Here is an 18,263-nt window from a genome sequence, read left to right as displayed (position 1 = left end):
TCAGGTTTTATAAATGAATTTATCAGAAAAACGCAAACAAAAATTAGGGGAATTAGTCGTTAGATTAGGTGTTAAGTTTAATGATTTAAATTTATTAAATCAAGCTTTGACACATACCTCGTATGCTAATGAGGCTAAAGACCATAGTCTTCATAATGAGCGTTTGGAGTTTTTAGGTGATGCTGTTTTAGAATTAGCTTCTAGCACATATTTATTTAAAACTTTTACGCAAATGCCTGAAGGTGAAATGACAAAAGCTCGTGCCTCTGTTGTTTGTGAGACAAGTTTAGCGAAACTTGCTATGAATTTAAATGTTGGGCAATATTTGTTATTGGGTAAAGGCGAACGCTTAACTGGTGGAGAACATAGACCATCAATTTTAGCAGATGCTTTTGAGTCAATTATTGGAGCTATTTATTTAGACCAAGGTTGGCAGACTGCCTACGAATATGTGCTTGATAAATTAAATGAAGAATTTATTGCTGTAAAATATGGATATAATTTAAAAGATTATAAGACTATTTTGCAAGAAGTAGTGCAGGCAAAAGGACAACATGTTGAGTACAAATTATTGGCAGAAACAGGTCCAGACCATGCAAAAACTTTTGAATTTGCTGTAGTTGTTGATAAAAAAATTGATGGCAAAGGAAAAGGCACTACTAAAAAAGAAGCTGAACAACATGCAGCTTATGAAGCATTAAAAAAATATGGTATAGAGAAATAAAAAAAGGTTAAGACAGATGATGAGATATACTCATTTGTCTTAACCTTTTTTACTTGATGGTAAATATTTTATTTTGAAGAAGATGAAAAATTTTTTTCAATTTTAGATAACAATTCTAATAATAAAATATTTTCTTCTTTAGTTAAGCTTTTTTCTACATCAGAAATTACAGAAATATCCACTTCATTTAAAGTATCAATAAGCTCGATACCTTTATTTGTTGTAGATAAAAAAAACGCTCTTTTATCGTTAGGGTTGGAAGCTCTCTTAATTAATTCTTTTTGTTCTAATTTGTCAACAAGAACTTTTACATTATTAGGGTCTTTTTGGATAATATCAGCTAATTTTTTTTGAGATATATTTTTATTGATGTGAATTTGATTTAATACTACCCATTGCTCTGGCGTAATATTATATGGGGAAAATTTATGTGTCAAATTTTGATGAATTTTTCTAGCTATGGTACAAATTGTATATCCTAAAGATTTTTCAAGAAACATTAAAATAACACCTCAAGTTTTAAATATATTTTATTGTAACATAAAATATAAAGGTGAAGATAGATAAAGGAGTCTAAGATATTTAGACTCCTTTTTTATATTTAGATATTTATTTTATAGAATTAGAGATAGCTCTATCTATTTCTAAAGATAAGTTATTGAGATAATTATCAATGCCTTTTTGACCTAGATAAAATGGATTATTTTCTATGGAAGTAGAATTTACTACATTATTTAATTTAGCATAACCGTTATCAGCGAATAAATGAGCAGTAGTTTCAACAACTACATTATTATCATGACAATATTGAGCAAAATGTTCTAGGGAAGATTTATATTGGACTTTGTTTTCCATAGATTTAGGAATACCTGTGCCACCCCATTGAGCAGCCATATAAGTTTTACCTTGAGTTTTTACAGGGAAGATAAAAGAAACACAACCAGGAGAATGACCAGGAGTGGATACGACAGTAACAGTAGTATCACCTAAGGTAATTTGTTGTCCGTCTGTTAAAAATTCATCTACAGTACATTTTGGTGAACGAGAACCATTTGCTCCATCAAAAGTATTATTCATATAATAAAAATCAGTATTGCTCATAAAGACTTTAGCATTATATTTATCTTTTAAGTATTGTGCTCCACCATAGTGGTCACCGTGACCATGAGATATCAAGATGTATTTTAAATTTTGTGGATTTAATCCTAATTTTTCCATGCCATCAATGATTAATTGGGCGTCGTTATTATCCCACATTGAATCTATGAGTATGATTCCATCAGAAGTTTGCAATGCCCAAACTACAACGCTTTTTGTACCTATACAATAAAGATTGTCAAAAACTTTTGTAGGTGTTAGAGGAGTATTATCAAATAATTCACTAGGTAAATTAGGTGGTGGGGCTGTTTGCGATTTATCTTGTGCATAAGCAACATTAGATAATAAAATACAACAGCAAAAGAGTGCAAATAAAATATTTTTTGCTTTGGTAATATAATACATAAAAAATCCTCCTTTATAATAGTACGTATACGTATAAAATTATATTAGTATGTATACGTATTATTGTCAAATAATAATTTTATTTATTTAATAATTTTATTGACATTATTAGTTTAAATATGATAGAATTTCAAGATGTAAGCCTTAAGAAATTAAGGTTTCCCAACCGCACAAAAAGGTTTATAAATAGTCTTTGACTAACCGTAATTGGCGAGTATTAATTAAGGTAGGTGTAATTGAATGTACGCTATTTTCCAGACAGGCGGAAAACAGTATCGTGTTTCCGAAGGTGACGTTATCACTGTTGAAAAAATCGCAGCTAATGAAGGCGATGTTGTAACTTTTGATCAGGTTTTAACTGTTGTTAATGATGCAGATGTTAAAGTTGGTACTCCAGTTGTTGAAGGTGCTAAAATCACTGCAAAAGTTGAAAAACAAGATAAAGCTAGAAAAATCTTAGTTTTCAAATACAAAGCTAAATCCAACTATCGTCGTCGTCAGGGTCATCGTCAGCCTTTCACTAAATTAACTATTGAAAAAATCGAAGCATAATGATAAAAATATCTGTAATGCGTCAAGATGATAATAAAGTCATCGGTCTTTTAGTAGAAGGACATGCAGGAGCAGGCGCATATGGTCAAGATATTGTATGTGCTGGGATTTCTGCATTGGCTCAGTCAGTTATTTTAGGTTTGGCAAAACATTTACATCGTGAAATAAATTATGATGTAAAGCCCGGATATTTAAGTGTGGCTCTGAAAGATAAAGCTGATGATTTAACAGAAGCTGTCTTTGCTGTAGCTGTACTTGGTTTTGCGGAAATAGAGAAATCTAATCCAAAAAACGTTTCTGTTCTAAATATCAGGAGGTGAATTTGAATGTTCAATTTTGATTTACAGCTTTTCGCTCATAAAAAAGGTGTTAGTAGTACTCGTAACGGTCGTGATAGCGAATCTAAACGTCTTGGCGTTAAAGAACATGCTGGTACTATCGTTACTGCAGGTAGCATTTTAGTTCGTCAGAGAGGTACTCATTTCCATCCAGGTGCTAACGTAGGCATCGGTAAAGATGATACTTTATTCGCTAAAATTGCTGGTCGTGTTGCTTTCGAACGTAAAGGTCGTTACAACCGTCAAATCAGTGTATACGCTGAATAATTAAGAAATAAAGCCGTAGCCTTTTATTAAAAGGTTACGGCTTTTTTGTTTTATAATGATAAAATTTATTAGATTTTCTATTTTACATTATTGGCGAAGTTTAAATAAAATAAATATTATTTTATCCTTGTTATAATAATTTATTAAGCTATAAAGATAGAATAATCAGCATAAAAAGTTATTTTATTGGTAAAAAATATGTAAATATGTAAACTTTTTTCTTGACTATGTAATAGATAAGTTGTACAATGAATACACTATCAATTAGGGAGATGTAATTATGGTTAAATTTGTTGAAACAAAAACATTAAAAGAAAAAGTTGATGTTTCCACTATTGGTTTTGGAACACATTTTACAGATTATATGTTTGAAATGACTTATGATGAAGGTCAAGGCTGGCATGATGCTCAGATTGTACCTTACGAAGAAATAAAAGTTAGCCCAGCAAATGCAACACTTCATTATGGTCAGGCTATTTTTGAAGGTATGAAAGCTTTCCGTCAGGGCAAAGATGTAGTTATTTTCCGTACTAAAGACCATTTAAATCGTTTAAATAATTCAGCTCGTATTCTTGATATTCCACCAATTGATGTTGATTTAGTATATGATGCTCTTCATCAATTAATCACTATTGAAAAAGATTGGGTGCCAAATAAAAAAGGTCAGAGCCTTTATATTCGTCCATTCATCTTTGCAGATGACCCATTCTTAGGTGTTAGCGTATCTAAAAGATATAAATTCTATATCATTCTTTCTCCAGTAGCTGCTTACTATGCACATGGATTTGCTCCAGTAAAAATCATGGTAGAAGATACATATGTTCGTGCAACAAAAGGTGGTTTAGGCGAAGCAAAAACTCCAGCTAACTATGCAGCAAGCCTCCATGCAGGTCTTGAAGCTCACAAAAATGGTTATGACCAAGTATTGTGGTTAGATGGTGTACATCGTAAATACATCGGCGAAGTTGGTTCTATGAACATTTTATTCAAAATTGATGGTAAAATCGTAACTCCTGCTTTAGATGGTACTATTTTAAATGGTATCACAAGAAGAACTGTTCTTGCTGTAGCTAAAGAATGGGGCATGGAAGTAGAAGAACGTCCTATCACTATTGATGAATTAGTAGAAGACTACGAAAACGGTAAATTAGAAGAAGTATTCGGTTCTGGTACAGCAGCTGTAATTTCCCCTGTTGGTGTACTCGGCTATAAAGATAAAGTAATGACTATCAATGATGGTAAAATTGGACCATTTGCTCAAAAAATGTTCAATTATATCACAGGACTTCAAAGTGGTGAAGAAAAAGATATTCATGGCTTCATTGATAAAGTAACAACTGTAGACTAATTTTCTTAAAGATATAAAATATAAAAAAGCTCTCGAGAGATTATTTTTTCGGGGGCTTTTTTGTTTTAAATTTGTTAGATAATACTTTAGTTGAAAGCTTTTTTGAGAAAATGTTATAATAATCATAATAAAAACTTTGTAATATAAGTATATTTTTGCTAAAATATATATATTTGAAACTAACAGAGATTAAAGGAGGGTTTTTAGTGCCTGTAAAAATAACTATGGAGGATTTAAAGCAAAAGTTAGCGGGTCCTCAATATAAATTAACTCCTCAAAGAAAAATAGTATTGCAAATTTTTTTAGATAGACCTAGCCAGCACTTAAGCGCTGAAGATGTGCATTTTATTTTAAAAGAACAAAAATGCGAAATTGGTTTAGCTACAGTATATCGTAGTTTAGAATTATTGAGCGACTTAAATATTTTAAACTATCTCGATTTTGGCGATGGTTGCCGTCGTTATGAATTAAATGATGCAAGTCCTAATGAACATCAACATCATCATTTAATTTGTGTAGAATGTGGCAAAGTCTTAGAATTCACAGATGACCTTTTAGGTAATCTCGAAGAAAAAATAGAAGATACATGCAAATTCAAAATTGTAGACCATCAGTTAAAATTCTTTGGTTATTGTGAAGATTGTCAGAAAAAGCGTGAAATGAAATCGTGAAAATAAAAACATTTTATTTAAATAGTACAAAAGAAATTATTGTAAAGATAGTAAAAGAGATTTTAGTATTATTTAAAGTAGAAATAAATGATGCAGATGATACTATTTTCGATTACGATGAATTGAAAATAGAGAATATATATGATGATGTGGCTTTAAATGGTGTAAAAACAGTCTTGACTTTGCGTAAAGATGAAAAATTATGGACTTATACAAGACAAAGCTTTTTACATGATGATGAAAGTGTAAAAGCAGGGACTAATCGTTTAATTAAATTAAATTTATATCATATCTTTTGCGAAGATTTACAAGCTAAAAAAGCTCCTTGGGGAATACTTCATGGAGTTAGACCAACAAAAATCGTACACCGTTTAATGGAACAAGGATTAGACCGTCAAGGTGTGATAGGACGTTTACAAGGTGATTATGAGGTACAAATAGATAAAGCTAATCTAATCACAGATATTGCTTATTTACAATTACCTTTTTTGGCAAAAGCAAATGACCCAAAACTCATCAGTGTTTATGTAGGAATTCCATTTTGTCCATCACGTTGTTTATATTGCTCTTTTCCTTCAAGTATATTGCCAAGTAGCGAGATGACTCGCAAATATTTGCAGACTTTAAATTATGAAATTACTAAAATTAAAGCTTTAATAGAACAATATGATTTTAAAGTACAAAGTATTTATGTAGGTGGAGGCACTCCTACAAGTTTAAATGAAAATGATTTTGATGATTTATTATCTTTAGTGGCTAAATCATTTAAAGGCGATTATGTTGAAGAGTTCACTGTGGAAGCAGGCAGACCTGATTCTTTAAGTCTTGAAAAAGCAAAATCCATAGTAAAATATGGTGCAGATAGAGTTAGTGTAAATCCACAGACAATGCAAGATAGAACATTATCTTTAATTGGTAGAAAACATACTTCAGCAGATATTTTGCGTGCATTTAAACAAGTGCGTCAAGCTGGTATAAAACATGTGAATGCTGATTTAATCATTGGGCTTCCTGGTGAAGATATAAAAGATGCTCAAGATACGATTAATAAAGTAATTGATTTAGCTCCAGATGATATAACTTTGCATGCTTTGGCACTAAAGAAAGGTTCAGAATTAAAGCTTATAAGAGATAATATTGTTTTGCCTGATGATGAAACGGTTCAAGCTATGGCTAAGATAATGACAAATGCTATTGATGAATATGGTTTAATTCCATATTATATTTATCGTCAAGGATATATGAGTGGTCAATTAGAAAATGTAGGTTATAGCAAAAAGGGTCAAGAAGGCATTTATAATATTCAAATAATGGGTGAACGCCAGACTATTTTAGGTGTTGGCGGTGCAGCAACTAGTAAGATTACTTATCCAGGTAAGAGATTACAAACATCATTTAATGCAAAAGATTTATATACTTATTTAAATAGTATAGATAAATATATTGAACGCCGAGCAATGCTTTTAAAAGAAGCTTATGGCGATTAAAAATATGTAGAGGTGATATTTTATATGTTGACAAAAGCTCCTCGTGGAACGAAAGACATACTTCCAGATAAAGTAGGAAATTGGTTATATCTTGAAAATTTAATTAGAAAATTATGCGGTCAATATGGTTACCGTGAAATCAGAACACCTATTTTTGAGCATACTGAATTATTCCAACGTGGTATTGGTGAAACTACTGATGTTGTAGAAAAAGAAATGTATACTTTCACAGATAGAGGTAATAGAAGCATTACTCTTCGTCCTGAAAATACAGCAGCAGCAGTACGCTCTTACTTAGAAAATAAATTATATGCAGATACAAATTTATGCAAATTATTCTACATCGGTTCAATGTTTAGATATGACCGCCCACAAGCTGGTCGTTATCGTGAATTCCATCAGTTTGGTGTAGAAGCTTTAGGTGAAGCAAATCCAGCAGTTGATGCTGAAATCATTTCTTTAGCTGTACAGTTCCTAAAAGATTTAGGGCTTAAAGATATAAAATTATTATTAAACTCTGTAGGTTGTCCAAAATGTAGACCTGTATATCGTCAAAGATTACAAGAATTTTTCAAACCTGTAATTGATGAGATGTGTGATGATTGTAAATCTCGTTATGATAGAAATCCAATGCGTCTTTTAGATTGCAAAAATGAAAAATGTAAAGAATTGGCGCAAGACGCTCCTGCTATTACTGATTGTCTTTGCGATGAATGTAATGATCATTTCCATAAAGTACAAGAATTCTTAACAGCTGCTGGTATAGAATTTGAATTAGATCCAGGTCTTGTACGTGGTCTTGATTATTATACTAAGACTGCATTTGAATTAAAATATGTACCACTTGGTGCTCAATCTGCCGTTTTAGGTGGTGGACGCTATGATGGTCTTATTGAAGAATGTGGCGGTAAATCTACACCTGCTGTAGGTTTTGCTACAGGTCTTGAAAGAGTATTGCTCGCTCTTGAAATGCAGAATTTATTACCTGAAACTAATTATGATACAGATGTATTTATTGTAGCTTTAGGTGATACTGTACAGGCAAAAGCCTTTGAAATTTTAGCTAATTTGCGTAGAGGTGGATTTAAAGCTGCTATGGACTTTGCAGGACGTAGTATGAAAGCTCAAATGAAACAAGCAAATAAAGCTAATGCAAAATTCACTATTATCTTAGGTGAAGATGAATTGCAAGCAAATTCTGTTGTACTTAAAAATATGAATGAAAGTACACAAGAAACAATCTCTATAGATGAATTGCTTAATAAACTCACTACATTAACAAAATAATTATTGAGGTGGAATTAGTAAAATGGAAACAATGGAAGGTATGAAAAGAACTCACCATTGTGGTGAACTTCGTGCCACAAACGAAGGTCAAGAAGTAGTATTATGCGGTTGGGTATCTCACCGTCGTGACCATGGTGGACTTATTTTTATTGATTTACGTGATAGAAGTGGCCTTGTTCAGCTCGTTTTTGCTGAAGATAAAATTGGTGCAGACCAATTTCCAAAAGCAGAATCCCTTCGTTCTGAATTCGTAGTAGCTGTACGTGGTAAAGTTTCTTTACGTGATAAAGAAACAATAAATCCAAATATGGAAACTGGCGAAATTGAAATTTATGCTGAAGAATTACGTATTTTAAATAAAGCATTAACTCCTCCATTCTATATTCAAGATGGTATTGATGTTGATGAAAACGTTCGTTTAAAATATCGTTATTTAGACCTTCGCCGTCCTGAAATGCAAAAAAATATCATGCTTCGTCATCGCGTTACAAAATTAATGCGTGATTACTTTGATGAACATGGTTTCTTAGAAATTGAAACACCAATGCTTACAAAGAGTACTCCAGAAGGTGCACGTGACTATTTAGTTCCTAGCCGTGTAAATCCTGGTAAATTCTATGCATTACCACAATCTCCACAGATTTTCAAACAGTTATTAATGGTAGCTGGCTATGAAAAATATTTCCAAATCGTACGTTGCTTCCGTGATGAAGACTTACGTGCTGACCGTCAGCCTGAATTCACTCAGCTCGATATTGAAATGTCCTTCGTTGACCAAGATTATATCTTAAACTTAATGGAAGGTTTAGTATCCGGCTTATTTGAAAAAACTATCGGCGAAAAAGTACAGACTCCATTCTTACGTATGACTTGGGACGAAGCTATGGAAAGATATGGTTCTGATAAACCAGATATCCGTTTTGGTATGGAACTCATGGATATTTCCGAATACGTTAAAGGCTCTGACTTTAAAGTATTTAAATCTGTACTTGATAATGGCGGACAGGTTAAAGTTATCAAAGTTGATGGCTATGCAAATATTCCTCGCCGTGAACTTGATGGTCTTGTAGAATATGCTCAAAGATATGGTGCAAAAGGTTTAGCATGGATTCAGTACACTGAAACAGAAATCAAATCTCCATTCAAAAAATTCTACAGTGAAGAAACATTCCAGAAAATTAAAGAAGCAACTAATGCTCAGACAGGCGACTTATTACTCGTAGTTGCAGATAAACCACTTGTAGTAGCTCAAGCTCTTGGCGAATTACGTCTTGAAATGGGCCGTCGTCGTGGTCTTATTAACGAAAATGAATATAAATTCCTTTGGGTTGTTGACTTCCCTATGTTTGAATATGATGAAGAAAACAAACGTTGGAAAGCTATGCATCATCCATTCACTGCACCACGTGATGAAGATGTACAATATCTCACAACTGACCCAGGTCGCGTAAAAGCAAAAGCATATGATATGGTATTAAATGGCGTAGAAATCGGTGGCGGTAGCCTTCGTATTTACAATAGCGATACTCAAGAAAAAGTATTTGAAGCAATCGGCTTAACTCCAGAACAAGCTCATGAAAAATTCGGCTTTATGCTTGATGCCTTCAAATATGGTACTCCTCCACATGGCGGACTTGCATTTGGTCTTGACCGTATGGTTATGCTCATGGCTAAACGTAATTCTATTCGTGATGTTATTCCATTCCCTAAAACTCAAAGTGCTGGTTGCTTGATGACACAAGCTCCTTCTGAAGTTGATGCAAAACAGTTACGTGAACTTTCTATTCGTACTGCTGTAGCTCCTAAGAAAAAAGCTGAAAACTAATTAGATAAATTAAAAAGAATGAATAATTTTAGCGATTAGCGAATTATTTATGATTAAAGAACAGACAATTTTGGTCTGTTCTTTTTTCTTTATATAGTATTTTTATTATGAAATGATAGGAGGGTTTTTAATGTTAAATCATGCTATGCGTTATGTAATAATTATTATTGGGTGTTTACTGGCTGCCGCTGCTTATAATTTATTTTTAATACCGATGAATTTTTTATCTGGTGGGTTAGCAGGGATTGCCTTTATCTTGTATTATTTATTTAATTTGCCGATTGGGATAATGAACTTTTTGTTAAATATTCCTATTTTATATATTGCTTATCGTTATTTTGGCAGATTGTATTTTTTTGATACAATTTTAGGCACAATTTTATTTTCTGTTGCTTTGGATTTAACAGCTTTTTTAAACGCTTATCCACCATTATCAGAGCCTATGTTATGTGCTATTGTAGGAGGCGTTATCTCAGGTATTGGATTTGGTCTGATTTTTCGCAGTAATTGTAATACAGGCGGTGTAGATGTAATAGCAGCACTGATTAAAAAATTATATTCATATAATGTCGGAACGATGGTATTTGTTTTAGACTGTTTGATTATTTTATCTAGTGTATGGTTATTTGATTATAATATTGCAGTATACACTTTTATTTGTATGTATTTAGGTGGTGTACTCACCAATAAGATGATTGATGGTTTTAATATGCGAAAATCCATCATGATAATTACAGAAAAACCGGAAGCGATAGCAGACGCGATTATGATTGAATTAGATAGAGGAGTTACTTTTCTCTATGGACAGGGTGCATATACTAAGAATAATCGTAAAGTCATTTATGTAGTGATTACTATGCGACAGGTGAGTAGAATAAAAGAGTTAACTTTGGATATAGATAAAAATGCTTTCTTTATTATTTCTGATGCAAGAGAAGTAACTGGAGAAGGCTTTTCACATCACTGATAATTTTAGATAAAGAAAATAGCCATAACTCTAAGGGTTAAAGAGTTATGGCTTTTATATAAATGACAATAAGAGGAGTCATTGGGATAGGTAAGATTTTAATATTTTATTTTAAAACTATTTGATGAACAAGATTGCGTACATCTTCAAGACCATTTTGAGCCATGAGATTATGCAAATACATGAAGGAAACTTGTGCACCAATATAATTTCTAAAATCATTGAATAATTTACCATTTAAATCTTTATCGGAGAAATTGTAATCAGTTTTAGCAATTTCTTTGAGGTAAATTACTGTGTTTTTAGCAACAATACCACTTAATACCCAGTCATGGTCGCCTAAGTGGACAATATAACCTTCTTGATGTTGTGGTGTAGGTAATTTATCTCCAGATTTATCAAGTAAACCATATTTTACAGGGTTTTTTTGAGCAATAATACTTGCTGCTTTAATCCAGTTAACTACACTTTCTTCGTCTTTATCACTGCCAGGGTGATTATGAGCACAAGCTTGAGCGACAATTTCTTCAGCAGGTAAATTGCGATAAATAGCTTCAACAAGCCCTAAAATATGATGTGCTCCTGTACCTGCAATGGAATATTCAGGAAGACAAGTTCCATCTTCATTCCACTGGAATACCCATGGTTTAGCTAAATCATGTAAAGCTTGAGCAGAAAGTACAATATCAGTATTTACAGCATAACCAAAGATTAATTTATAAGTATTGACTACGCCTTCAGAAATAGATAAATTGGCTGCTGTATGAGTTGGAAGTCCTCCAGGATAAGAATGATGGCTAGCATAGCCACTGCCTGGAGCAGAAATGAAATCTTGTGGATTTTTATTAGTTTTTAGTGGTGGAAATAATTGTTCTGGGCTGATGATGGAAGTATCAATCAAGCCTTTATTAGCAAGTTCATTGTAAATATTAGTTACATCTGTAGAAGATGTGTATAATTGCATAAATTTAGGACGTGTATCTTTGATTAAATTTAATGTTTGTTGACGAAGTTTATTATCTGTTATTTTTTCCACACTAGAGATTATGTAATCATAAGCATTATTGACAAGCTGTGAGTTAAGTGGTGCTTTTGTAGCTGGTGGTAAATCAGATAATTTAATTGGATTTATTTTAAAATTAGAAGGTGTTATTTTTTGAGCGAAAGCTTTATGATTTAAGCCTGTTAAATCGAAAAGTGCAGCTCCAGCTAAAACACCAGCACCTAATTTAAAGAAATTACGACGAGACAAATTTTGCATATATCAACATTCCAATCTGCTAACGGTTGAGCAATATTTTTAAGTTGATTTTAGTATATATAGTGAATGTATAATTTTAATTTAGCTTTGGCTAAATCTAGGTAAATAATTTGCAAAAAATAGATAAAAAAAGCATTAAGAATATAAAATATATATCTTAATGATTTTTAATTTATTCAATAGTATTTAAAAGGATTTGATGATTATTGTAAATCAAGCTTTCTGGATTATTTCCTTGTAAAATGCGGAAAAGTTCTGCTGGAATGTATAATTTGTCATTGATGAGCAATGGCCCAGAACCAAGGGAGATAGGTGCAGTCATGCCAAGGGCAATAGTGCTTTGAGCAGTATATAAATCTTGACCAATTTTTACAGTAGATTTCATATTTTTACTGTTAATAGTAGCTGTTTGTTCGTCGCTGTCCCAAGATATGGTGAAACCTAAATTTTTGCAGACATCACGAGCTGGCACTAATGTACAATCATTAATTATAATAGGGTAAGAATTGATTTTAGTACCATTGACGATTATTTCATCTTGTTGGGTTGGTGTACTTTCTTGATTAGTAGAAGTGGCTTCTACAGGTAGAATATAGGTAAATACGGCTAAAGCAAAAAAAGATAGAAGTAATAAGCGAGAAATTAATTTCATTAAATCACCTTCTGATTTTTGTAGATTGTAAAATTTATTTTAGATTAGAGATAAATTGTTAATGCATCTCAAATACATATTAGAGCATAATTAAGTTTAAAATCAATTACAAAAAAATTAAAATAAGATTAAAATTAAGTTAAAGCAGTCTATATTTAGATATGTTATAATTAAAATTAATTTTTATAGATAGGTGTAATAAATGGATATACGAGAAAATATACAGTTTTTAAAAGGTGTAGGTCCTAAAAAAGCACAGGCTTTAAAAAAATTAGGCATTGAAAATATATATGATTTAATCACATATTATCCTCGTCGTTATGAAGACCAAAGTCAAATTGTTTCTATCGGCAGAATAAAAGTCGGTGAAGTGGTAAATATTCAAGGTAAAATTATGGCTATGGCAGAAAAAAATACAAGGCGAGGTTTAAAATTATTAACGATTATGTTAGCTGATGATACAGGTGTTGTTCAGCTTAATTTTTTTAATCAAGATTATCTAAAAAAGAAATTAAAGGTACAAAAAAGTAGTTTATTTGTACATGGCAAAGTGGGCTATGCCTATGGTGGATATGGTCAACTTGCTATAAGTCAGATTATTTCTTTTGACATTATAAATAACGATAATATAGATAGTGAAGAAAATATTAATCCTTGTGCTTTTATGCCCATATATACAATTCCAGATTATATAAAACCAAAGGATTTTCGCAATCTAATAGAACAAGTCTGTACTCAAGATATTTTGGTAAAAGATGTAGTACCAAATTTTATTCGTGAAAAATACGATTTATGGGATAAACAAACAGCTATAAAGAAAATACATTTTCCTCAGACAAGGCAAGAATTAGAAAAAGCGAAGAAAAGTTTAATTTTTGAAGAATTATTTTTAATTCAAGCAGGTTTATTACTGTTGAAAAAGCAACATCAGGTAAAAAATAAAGGCATAAAATTTTTATCTAATAGTGAATTAGTAAAAACAGTAAAAAATAATTTGCCATTTAATTTAACAGCAGAACAAGAAAAAGTTTGGCAAGAAATCTGTTTAGATATGCAAAAAGATGTGCAAATGCAACGCTTAGTACAAGGTGATGTAGGTTCAGGGAAAACAGTAATAGCTATACTTTCTTTAGTAAGAGCTATTGAAAATGGATACCAAGGCGCTTTGATGGCACCGACGGAAATTTTGGCATTGCAACATTATGGCAAGATAAAAGAATTATTAGAGCCGTTGAATATACATGTAGGCTTATTGACTGGTAGTTTGAAAGTTAAGGAAAAAAGACAGATATTAGAAGGCTTAGCTGATGGAACTATAGATTTAGTCATTGGTACACATGCTTTGATACAAGATAATGTCATATTCAAAAATTTAGGCTTGGTAGTAACTGATGAGCAACATCGTTTCGGCGTAAATCAAAGAGCAAAATTAGAAGGAAAAGGAGAAGATTTTTTACCAGATGTATTGGTGATGACAGCGACACCTATTCCTAGAACGATGACACTTACAGTATATGGTGATTTAGATGTTTCTTTTATCAAGGAATTACCACCAGGAAGAAAACCTATAAGGACTTTTGTGCGTATGCCAGATAGAAGAAATTTGATTTATAAATTTGTAAAAGATGAAGTAGCTAAAGGAAGACAAGCTTATATAGTTTGTCCTTTGATTGAAGAAAGTGAAAATAGTGATGCTGTTTCTGTAGAAATGATATATGATGAACTTACATCAGGTTATTTATATGGTTTAAATTGTGCCTTGCTTCATGGTAAATTAAAACCGAAAGAAAAAGAAGATTTATTACAGGGATTTTTATCAGGAAAAATAAATGTATTAGTATCAACTACAGTAATTGAAGTTGGTGTAAATGTGCCAAATGCTAGTATTATGGTGATTGAAGGCGCTGAACGCTTCGGATTGGCTCAGCTTCATCAGCTTCGTGGTCGTATTGGTAGAGGTGAGTATGCTTCATATTGTATTTTGATTAATCGTGGTAAGAATGCAAATTCTTTAGAGCGATTGCATCTCATGGAAAAAATCTCTGATGGTTTTGTTTTAGCTGAAGAAGATTTGCGATTACGTGGACCAGGGCAATTTTTTGGTTCAATGCAACATGGTTTACCTGATTTAAAAATTGCAGATGTATTAAATGATGTAAATGTCTTAGTCAATGCAAGGGTAGAAGCTCAAAGAGCTATTGATTATGGCATAGATAAAAAAGTGTTAAATGAGATATTAGAATTACAATATAAACATAGATTTTTAAAGATTTCTGATGTGTAAATATTTTATAGATAAATTTTGAGATAAAGAAGGGATATAAGTTAATGAAAGAGTCTACGATAAAAATAATCACGGTCTTAATGTTAGTGGCGATATTAGTTGTTATTTATATTTTAAATCCTAGTTTTTATAGTGATTTTTGGCGTGTAGCTACAAGTGGTAGTATGCAAGAAACAATGGATTATATCGCTTCATTCGGTATATGGGCGATGGTATTTAGCTTTTTATTAGATGTGTTGATAAATGCTTTAGGATTTTTGCCGTCAATATTTGTATCAACAGCAAATGGCTTGCTTTTTGGCATAGTGCCGGGAATTATTTTATCATGGCTTGCTGAAACGACAGGCGTTATTATTTCTTTTATTTTGATGAGGACTATTTTGCGTTCTTCAGCAGAAAAATTAATTGCTAAATCTAAATATCTGAAAAAAGCAGATGAATTCAGTGGCAAAAATGGATTTAAAATAATGTTAATTTTACGTGCTATGCCATATTTTCCTTCTGGAATATTGACTGCACTTGGTGCTGTTAGTCGCATTAGTTTAAAAGATTATGCTTTGGCAAATTTGATTGGAAAGTTTCCCTCTACTGCACTTGAAGTAGTAATAGGTCATGATGTAGTTAACTATAAAAATAACTTAGACCGTTTAATGATTGTAATAGTGTTAGTATGTATTATTTATGGTGCAATATGGTACTATAACAGGAGAAAAGAGAGAAAAACAGCATAAAAAAGTCCATATTTAAGATTAAATCTATTGATTTTAAAGTCTTTTCCCATTATAATATTGTTCATAGTTAAAATCGTATAATTTACTAGGAGATGAATTATTTTGATTAAAGTTATTGTAAATGGTGCTTGCGGTCGTATGGGTAGTACCGTAGTTGATGCTGTAATGAAAGATAGTGAATTAAAGCTCGTTGGAGCTGTAGATATAGTTGGTGGTATGGACGCTGGTGATAAAGCTGGTTGTGGAAAAACTGGTGTTATTGTATCCACTGATTTAGAAGCTACTATTAAAGAAACAAATCCAGATGTTATGGTAGATTTTACTCAGCCATCTGTAGTATTTAATACTGCAAGTATCGCTATTAAAAATCATGTTCGCCCTGTAATTGGTACAACTGGACTCACTGATGAACAAAAAGCTCAATTAGATGCTTTAGGAAAAGAAAATAATACACCTTGCTTTATTGCAGCTAATTTTGCTATCGGTGCTGTGCTTATGATGAAAATGGCTTGCGAAGCAGCAAAATATATGCCAGATGTAGAAATCATTGAACTTCATCATGATAATAAACTTGATGCTCCATCAGGAACAGCTCTTGTTACTGCTGAAATGATTAAACAAGTTCGTGAAAGCCATAAACAAGGTCATGAAAATGAAAAAGAAAAATTAGCTGGTGCTAGAGGGGCAGAGTATGATGGTATGAGAATTCATAGTGTACGTCTTCCAGGTTATGTAGCTCATCAGGAAGTTATTTTTGGTGGCTTAGGACAGACTTTGACTATTCGTCATGATTCTATTGACCGTACTTCTTTCATGCCAGGTGTTGTACTTGCTTGTAAAAAAATCATGGGTCTTAATGCAGGACTTACTTGCAATTTAGATAATATTATGGACTAATTATTAATATTGGATAGGTGATATAAATGAAAAAATATAATGTGGCGATTTTAGGGGCAACAGGTGCCGTAGGTCAAGAATTTTTAAATCTTATTGAAGAAAGAAATTTCCCTTTTAATGAATTAAAATTATTAGCATCTCATCGTTCTGCTGGTAAAAAAATTCAATTCATGGGCAAAGAATATACAGTAGAAGAAGCAACTCATGATTCTTTTGAAAATGTGGATATTGCTCTTTTTGCTGGCGGTGCTGCAAGTAAAACATTTGCTCCATCTGCTGTAAAAGCTGGTGCAGTAGTAATTGATAACTCCAGTGCATTCCGCATGGATCCAGAAGTTCCACTCGTTGTTCCAGAAGTAAACCCACAGGCTATTGCTCGTCATAAAGGTATTATTGCAAATCCAAATTGTTCCACTATCATCATGGTAATGGCTTTAAAACCAATTTATGATTTAGCAAGAATTAAACGTATTGTAGTATCTACTTATCAGGCTGTTTCTGGTGGCGGTAAAGAAGCTATGGCAGAACTTGAAGACCAGGTACAAGCTATTGTAGAAGGTAAAGAAGTAGTAGCTAATATTTTACCAGGTGCTTCTCTTCCAAAACATTATCAGATTGCATTTAACTTAATTCCACAGATTGATGTGTTCCAAGATAATCTTTACACTAAAGAAGAAATGAAAATGATCAATGAAACACATAAAATCTTAGAAGATGATGAAATCGGTATTACAGCAACAACAGTTCGTGTACCTGTATATCGTAGCCATGCTGAATCTGTTAACGTAGAACTTGAAAAAGAAGTAAGCTTAGATGCTATCAAAGAAGCTTTGGCAAAATTTGATGGTGTAACAGTTCAAGATAATCCAGCAGAAATGGAATATCCAATGCCTCTTATGACATCTGGTAAAGATGATGTTTATGTAGGACGTATCCGCAAAGATTATTCTGTAGCTAATGCTGTAAACTTATGGCTTTGTGGTGACCAGATTAGAAAAGGTGCAGCATTAAATGCACTTCAAATCGCTGAATACATGATTAAAAACGATATGTTAGAAAAATAATATATAATTATAAATAAAAAGCAGTTTATGGATGAACTGCACCCCAAAAGTTGGACACAAAACAACTTTTGGAGGTGCAGTTTTTTTATGACTAAATACTCAAATGAATTTAAAGTTAAAGCAATTAAAATGCTTTTAAAAGGAAATTCTATTTCTCATGTAGCTAAAATTCTAAACATGCCAGATATAGCTCCTCTTTGCAGATGGATATCTCATTATGAACATGGTGGTATTCCACAACTTCTTCATAAAAATCGTAAATATACTCCTATCTTTAAGCAAAAAGTTATTGAATATAAATGGCTACATCATTTATCATTAAATCAAACCGCAGCCAAATTTTCCATTCCTAATACTGGTACAATTTCTACATGGGAAAAGTTGTATTGTTCTTATGGATTTTCT

19 protein-coding genes are annotated in these 18,263 nt (G+C 32.2%); 15 read left to right on the top strand and 4 right to left on the bottom strand.

Annotated elements, in window-relative coordinates:
* Positions 1 to 13: 13 nt before the first annotated feature.
* Entirely contained in the window at positions 14 to 724 is a 711-nt protein-coding gene (rnc, locus tag F553_RS0103785) for a ribonuclease III (RefSeq protein WP_018999059.1), read from the top strand.
* Positions 725 to 792: 68 nt separating this feature from the next.
* Here the strand turns inward: rnc and F553_RS0103780 are convergent, their stop codons facing one another.
* Both F553_RS0103780 and F553_RS0103775 read right to left on the bottom strand, forming a co-directional pair.
* On the bottom strand, positions 793 to 1,224 hold the full coding sequence (locus F553_RS0103780; RefSeq protein ID WP_008538614.1) for a MarR family winged helix-turn-helix transcriptional regulator: 432 nt from the start codon (positions 1,222 to 1,224) through the stop codon (positions 793 to 795).
* Positions 1,225 to 1,333: 109 nt separating this feature from the next.
* Positions 1,334 to 2,227 carry an MBL fold metallo-hydrolase gene (locus F553_RS0103775; protein ID WP_018999058.1) on the bottom strand — a complete coding sequence of 298 codons (894 nt, stop codon included), beginning with the start codon at positions 2,225 to 2,227 and terminating at the stop codon, positions 1,334 to 1,336.
* 240 nt (positions 2,228 to 2,467) lie between these two features.
* Between F553_RS0103775 and rplU the strand changes: the two genes are divergently transcribed.
* From rplU to F553_RS0103730, 9 genes are all read left to right on the top strand, one after another.
* Positions 2,468 to 2,779 carry a 50S ribosomal protein L21 gene (gene rplU / locus F553_RS0103770; RefSeq protein ID WP_008538612.1) on the top strand — a complete coding sequence of 104 codons (312 nt, stop codon included), beginning with the start codon at positions 2,468 to 2,470 and terminating at the stop codon, positions 2,777 to 2,779.
* The gene (locus tag F553_RS0103765) at positions 2,779 to 3,099 is read left to right on the top strand and encodes a ribosomal-processing cysteine protease Prp (protein ID WP_018999057.1); all 321 of its coding nucleotides are present in this window, start codon (positions 2,779 to 2,781) and stop codon (positions 3,097 to 3,099) included. Before rplU ends, F553_RS0103765 begins: the two co-directional genes overlap by 1 nt.
* Positions 3,100 to 3,105: 6 nt before the next feature.
* Positions 3,106 to 3,384, top strand: coding sequence for a 50S ribosomal protein L27 (gene rpmA / locus F553_RS0103760; protein WP_008538610.1), 279 nt, complete (start codon positions 3,106 to 3,108; stop codon positions 3,382 to 3,384).
* A gap of 280 nt (positions 3,385 to 3,664) precedes the next feature.
* Positions 3,665 to 4,732: a branched-chain amino acid aminotransferase gene (locus F553_RS0103755; RefSeq protein ID WP_015562741.1), complete on the top strand. Its 1,068-nt coding sequence runs from the start codon at positions 3,665 to 3,667 to the stop codon at positions 4,730 to 4,732.
* 206 nt (positions 4,733 to 4,938) lie between these two features.
* Complete coding sequence (locus F553_RS0103750; RefSeq protein ID WP_018999056.1) at positions 4,939 to 5,403, top strand: Fur family transcriptional regulator; 465 nt, start codon at positions 4,939 to 4,941, stop codon at positions 5,401 to 5,403.
* On the top strand, positions 5,400 to 6,890 hold the full coding sequence (gene hemZ / locus F553_RS0103745) for a coproporphyrinogen dehydrogenase HemZ (protein WP_018999055.1): 1,491 nt from the start codon (positions 5,400 to 5,402) through the stop codon (positions 6,888 to 6,890). The genes F553_RS0103750 and hemZ overlap by 4 nt, the downstream gene beginning before the upstream one ends.
* A 24-nt stretch (positions 6,891 to 6,914) precedes the next feature.
* Positions 6,915 to 8,177: a histidine--tRNA ligase gene (hisS, locus tag F553_RS0103740; protein WP_008538586.1), complete on the top strand. Its 1,263-nt coding sequence runs from the start codon at positions 6,915 to 6,917 to the stop codon at positions 8,175 to 8,177.
* A 22-nt stretch (positions 8,178 to 8,199) separates the two neighbouring features.
* The gene (gene aspS / locus F553_RS0103735) at positions 8,200 to 10,002 is read left to right on the top strand and encodes an aspartate--tRNA ligase (RefSeq protein WP_015562740.1); all 1,803 of its coding nucleotides are present in this window, start codon (positions 8,200 to 8,202) and stop codon (positions 10,000 to 10,002) included.
* 130 nt (positions 10,003 to 10,132) lie between these two features.
* A complete protein-coding gene (locus F553_RS0103730) occupies positions 10,133 to 10,969 on the top strand; it encodes a YitT family protein (protein ID WP_018999054.1) in 837 nt (278 codons plus the stop codon).
* Positions 10,970 to 11,075: 106 nt separating this feature from the next.
* Here F553_RS0103730 and F553_RS0103725 read toward each other — a convergent pair whose 3' ends face one another.
* Together F553_RS0103725 and F553_RS0103720 are read right to left on the bottom strand one after the other, a co-directional pair.
* Complete coding sequence (locus F553_RS0103725) at positions 11,076 to 12,230, bottom strand: hypothetical protein (protein WP_018999053.1); 1,155 nt, start codon at positions 12,228 to 12,230, stop codon at positions 11,076 to 11,078.
* 172 nt (positions 12,231 to 12,402) lie between these two features.
* On the bottom strand, positions 12,403 to 12,882 hold the full coding sequence (locus tag F553_RS0103720; protein ID WP_008538582.1) for a copper amine oxidase N-terminal domain-containing protein: 480 nt from the start codon (positions 12,880 to 12,882) through the stop codon (positions 12,403 to 12,405).
* 202 nt (positions 12,883 to 13,084) lie between these two features.
* Between F553_RS0103720 and recG the strand changes: the two genes are divergently transcribed.
* From recG to F553_RS0103695, 5 genes are all read left to right on the top strand, one after another.
* Positions 13,085 to 15,166, top strand: a complete 2,082-nt coding sequence (recG, locus tag F553_RS0103715) for an ATP-dependent DNA helicase RecG (RefSeq protein ID WP_018999052.1) — start codon at positions 13,085 to 13,087, stop codon at positions 15,164 to 15,166.
* Between the two features lie 44 nt (positions 15,167 to 15,210).
* Positions 15,211 to 15,897, top strand: a complete 687-nt coding sequence (locus tag F553_RS0103710) for a TVP38/TMEM64 family protein (protein ID WP_008538580.1) — start codon at positions 15,211 to 15,213, stop codon at positions 15,895 to 15,897.
* A 102-nt stretch (positions 15,898 to 15,999) separates the two neighbouring features.
* Complete coding sequence (dapB, locus tag F553_RS0103705; protein ID WP_008538578.1) at positions 16,000 to 16,794, top strand: 4-hydroxy-tetrahydrodipicolinate reductase; 795 nt, start codon at positions 16,000 to 16,002, stop codon at positions 16,792 to 16,794.
* 26 nt (positions 16,795 to 16,820) lie between these two features.
* Positions 16,821 to 17,858, top strand: coding sequence for an aspartate-semialdehyde dehydrogenase (locus F553_RS0103700; protein WP_018999051.1), 1,038 nt, complete (start codon positions 16,821 to 16,823; stop codon positions 17,856 to 17,858).
* Positions 17,859 to 17,945: 87 nt separating this feature from the next.
* On the top strand, positions 17,946 to 18,263 hold a 318-nt coding region (locus tag F553_RS0103695), incomplete at its 3' end, for a helix-turn-helix domain-containing protein (RefSeq protein ID WP_018999050.1).

The organism is Megamonas rupellensis DSM 19944 (assembly GCF_000378365.1).
In the GTDB taxonomy this organism is placed as follows: Bacteria; Bacillota; Negativicutes; order Selenomonadales; family Selenomonadaceae; genus Megamonas; species Megamonas funiformis.
Note: the sequence above shows the minus strand (reverse complement) of the source record. Positions and strands in the feature narration are given on the sequence as shown.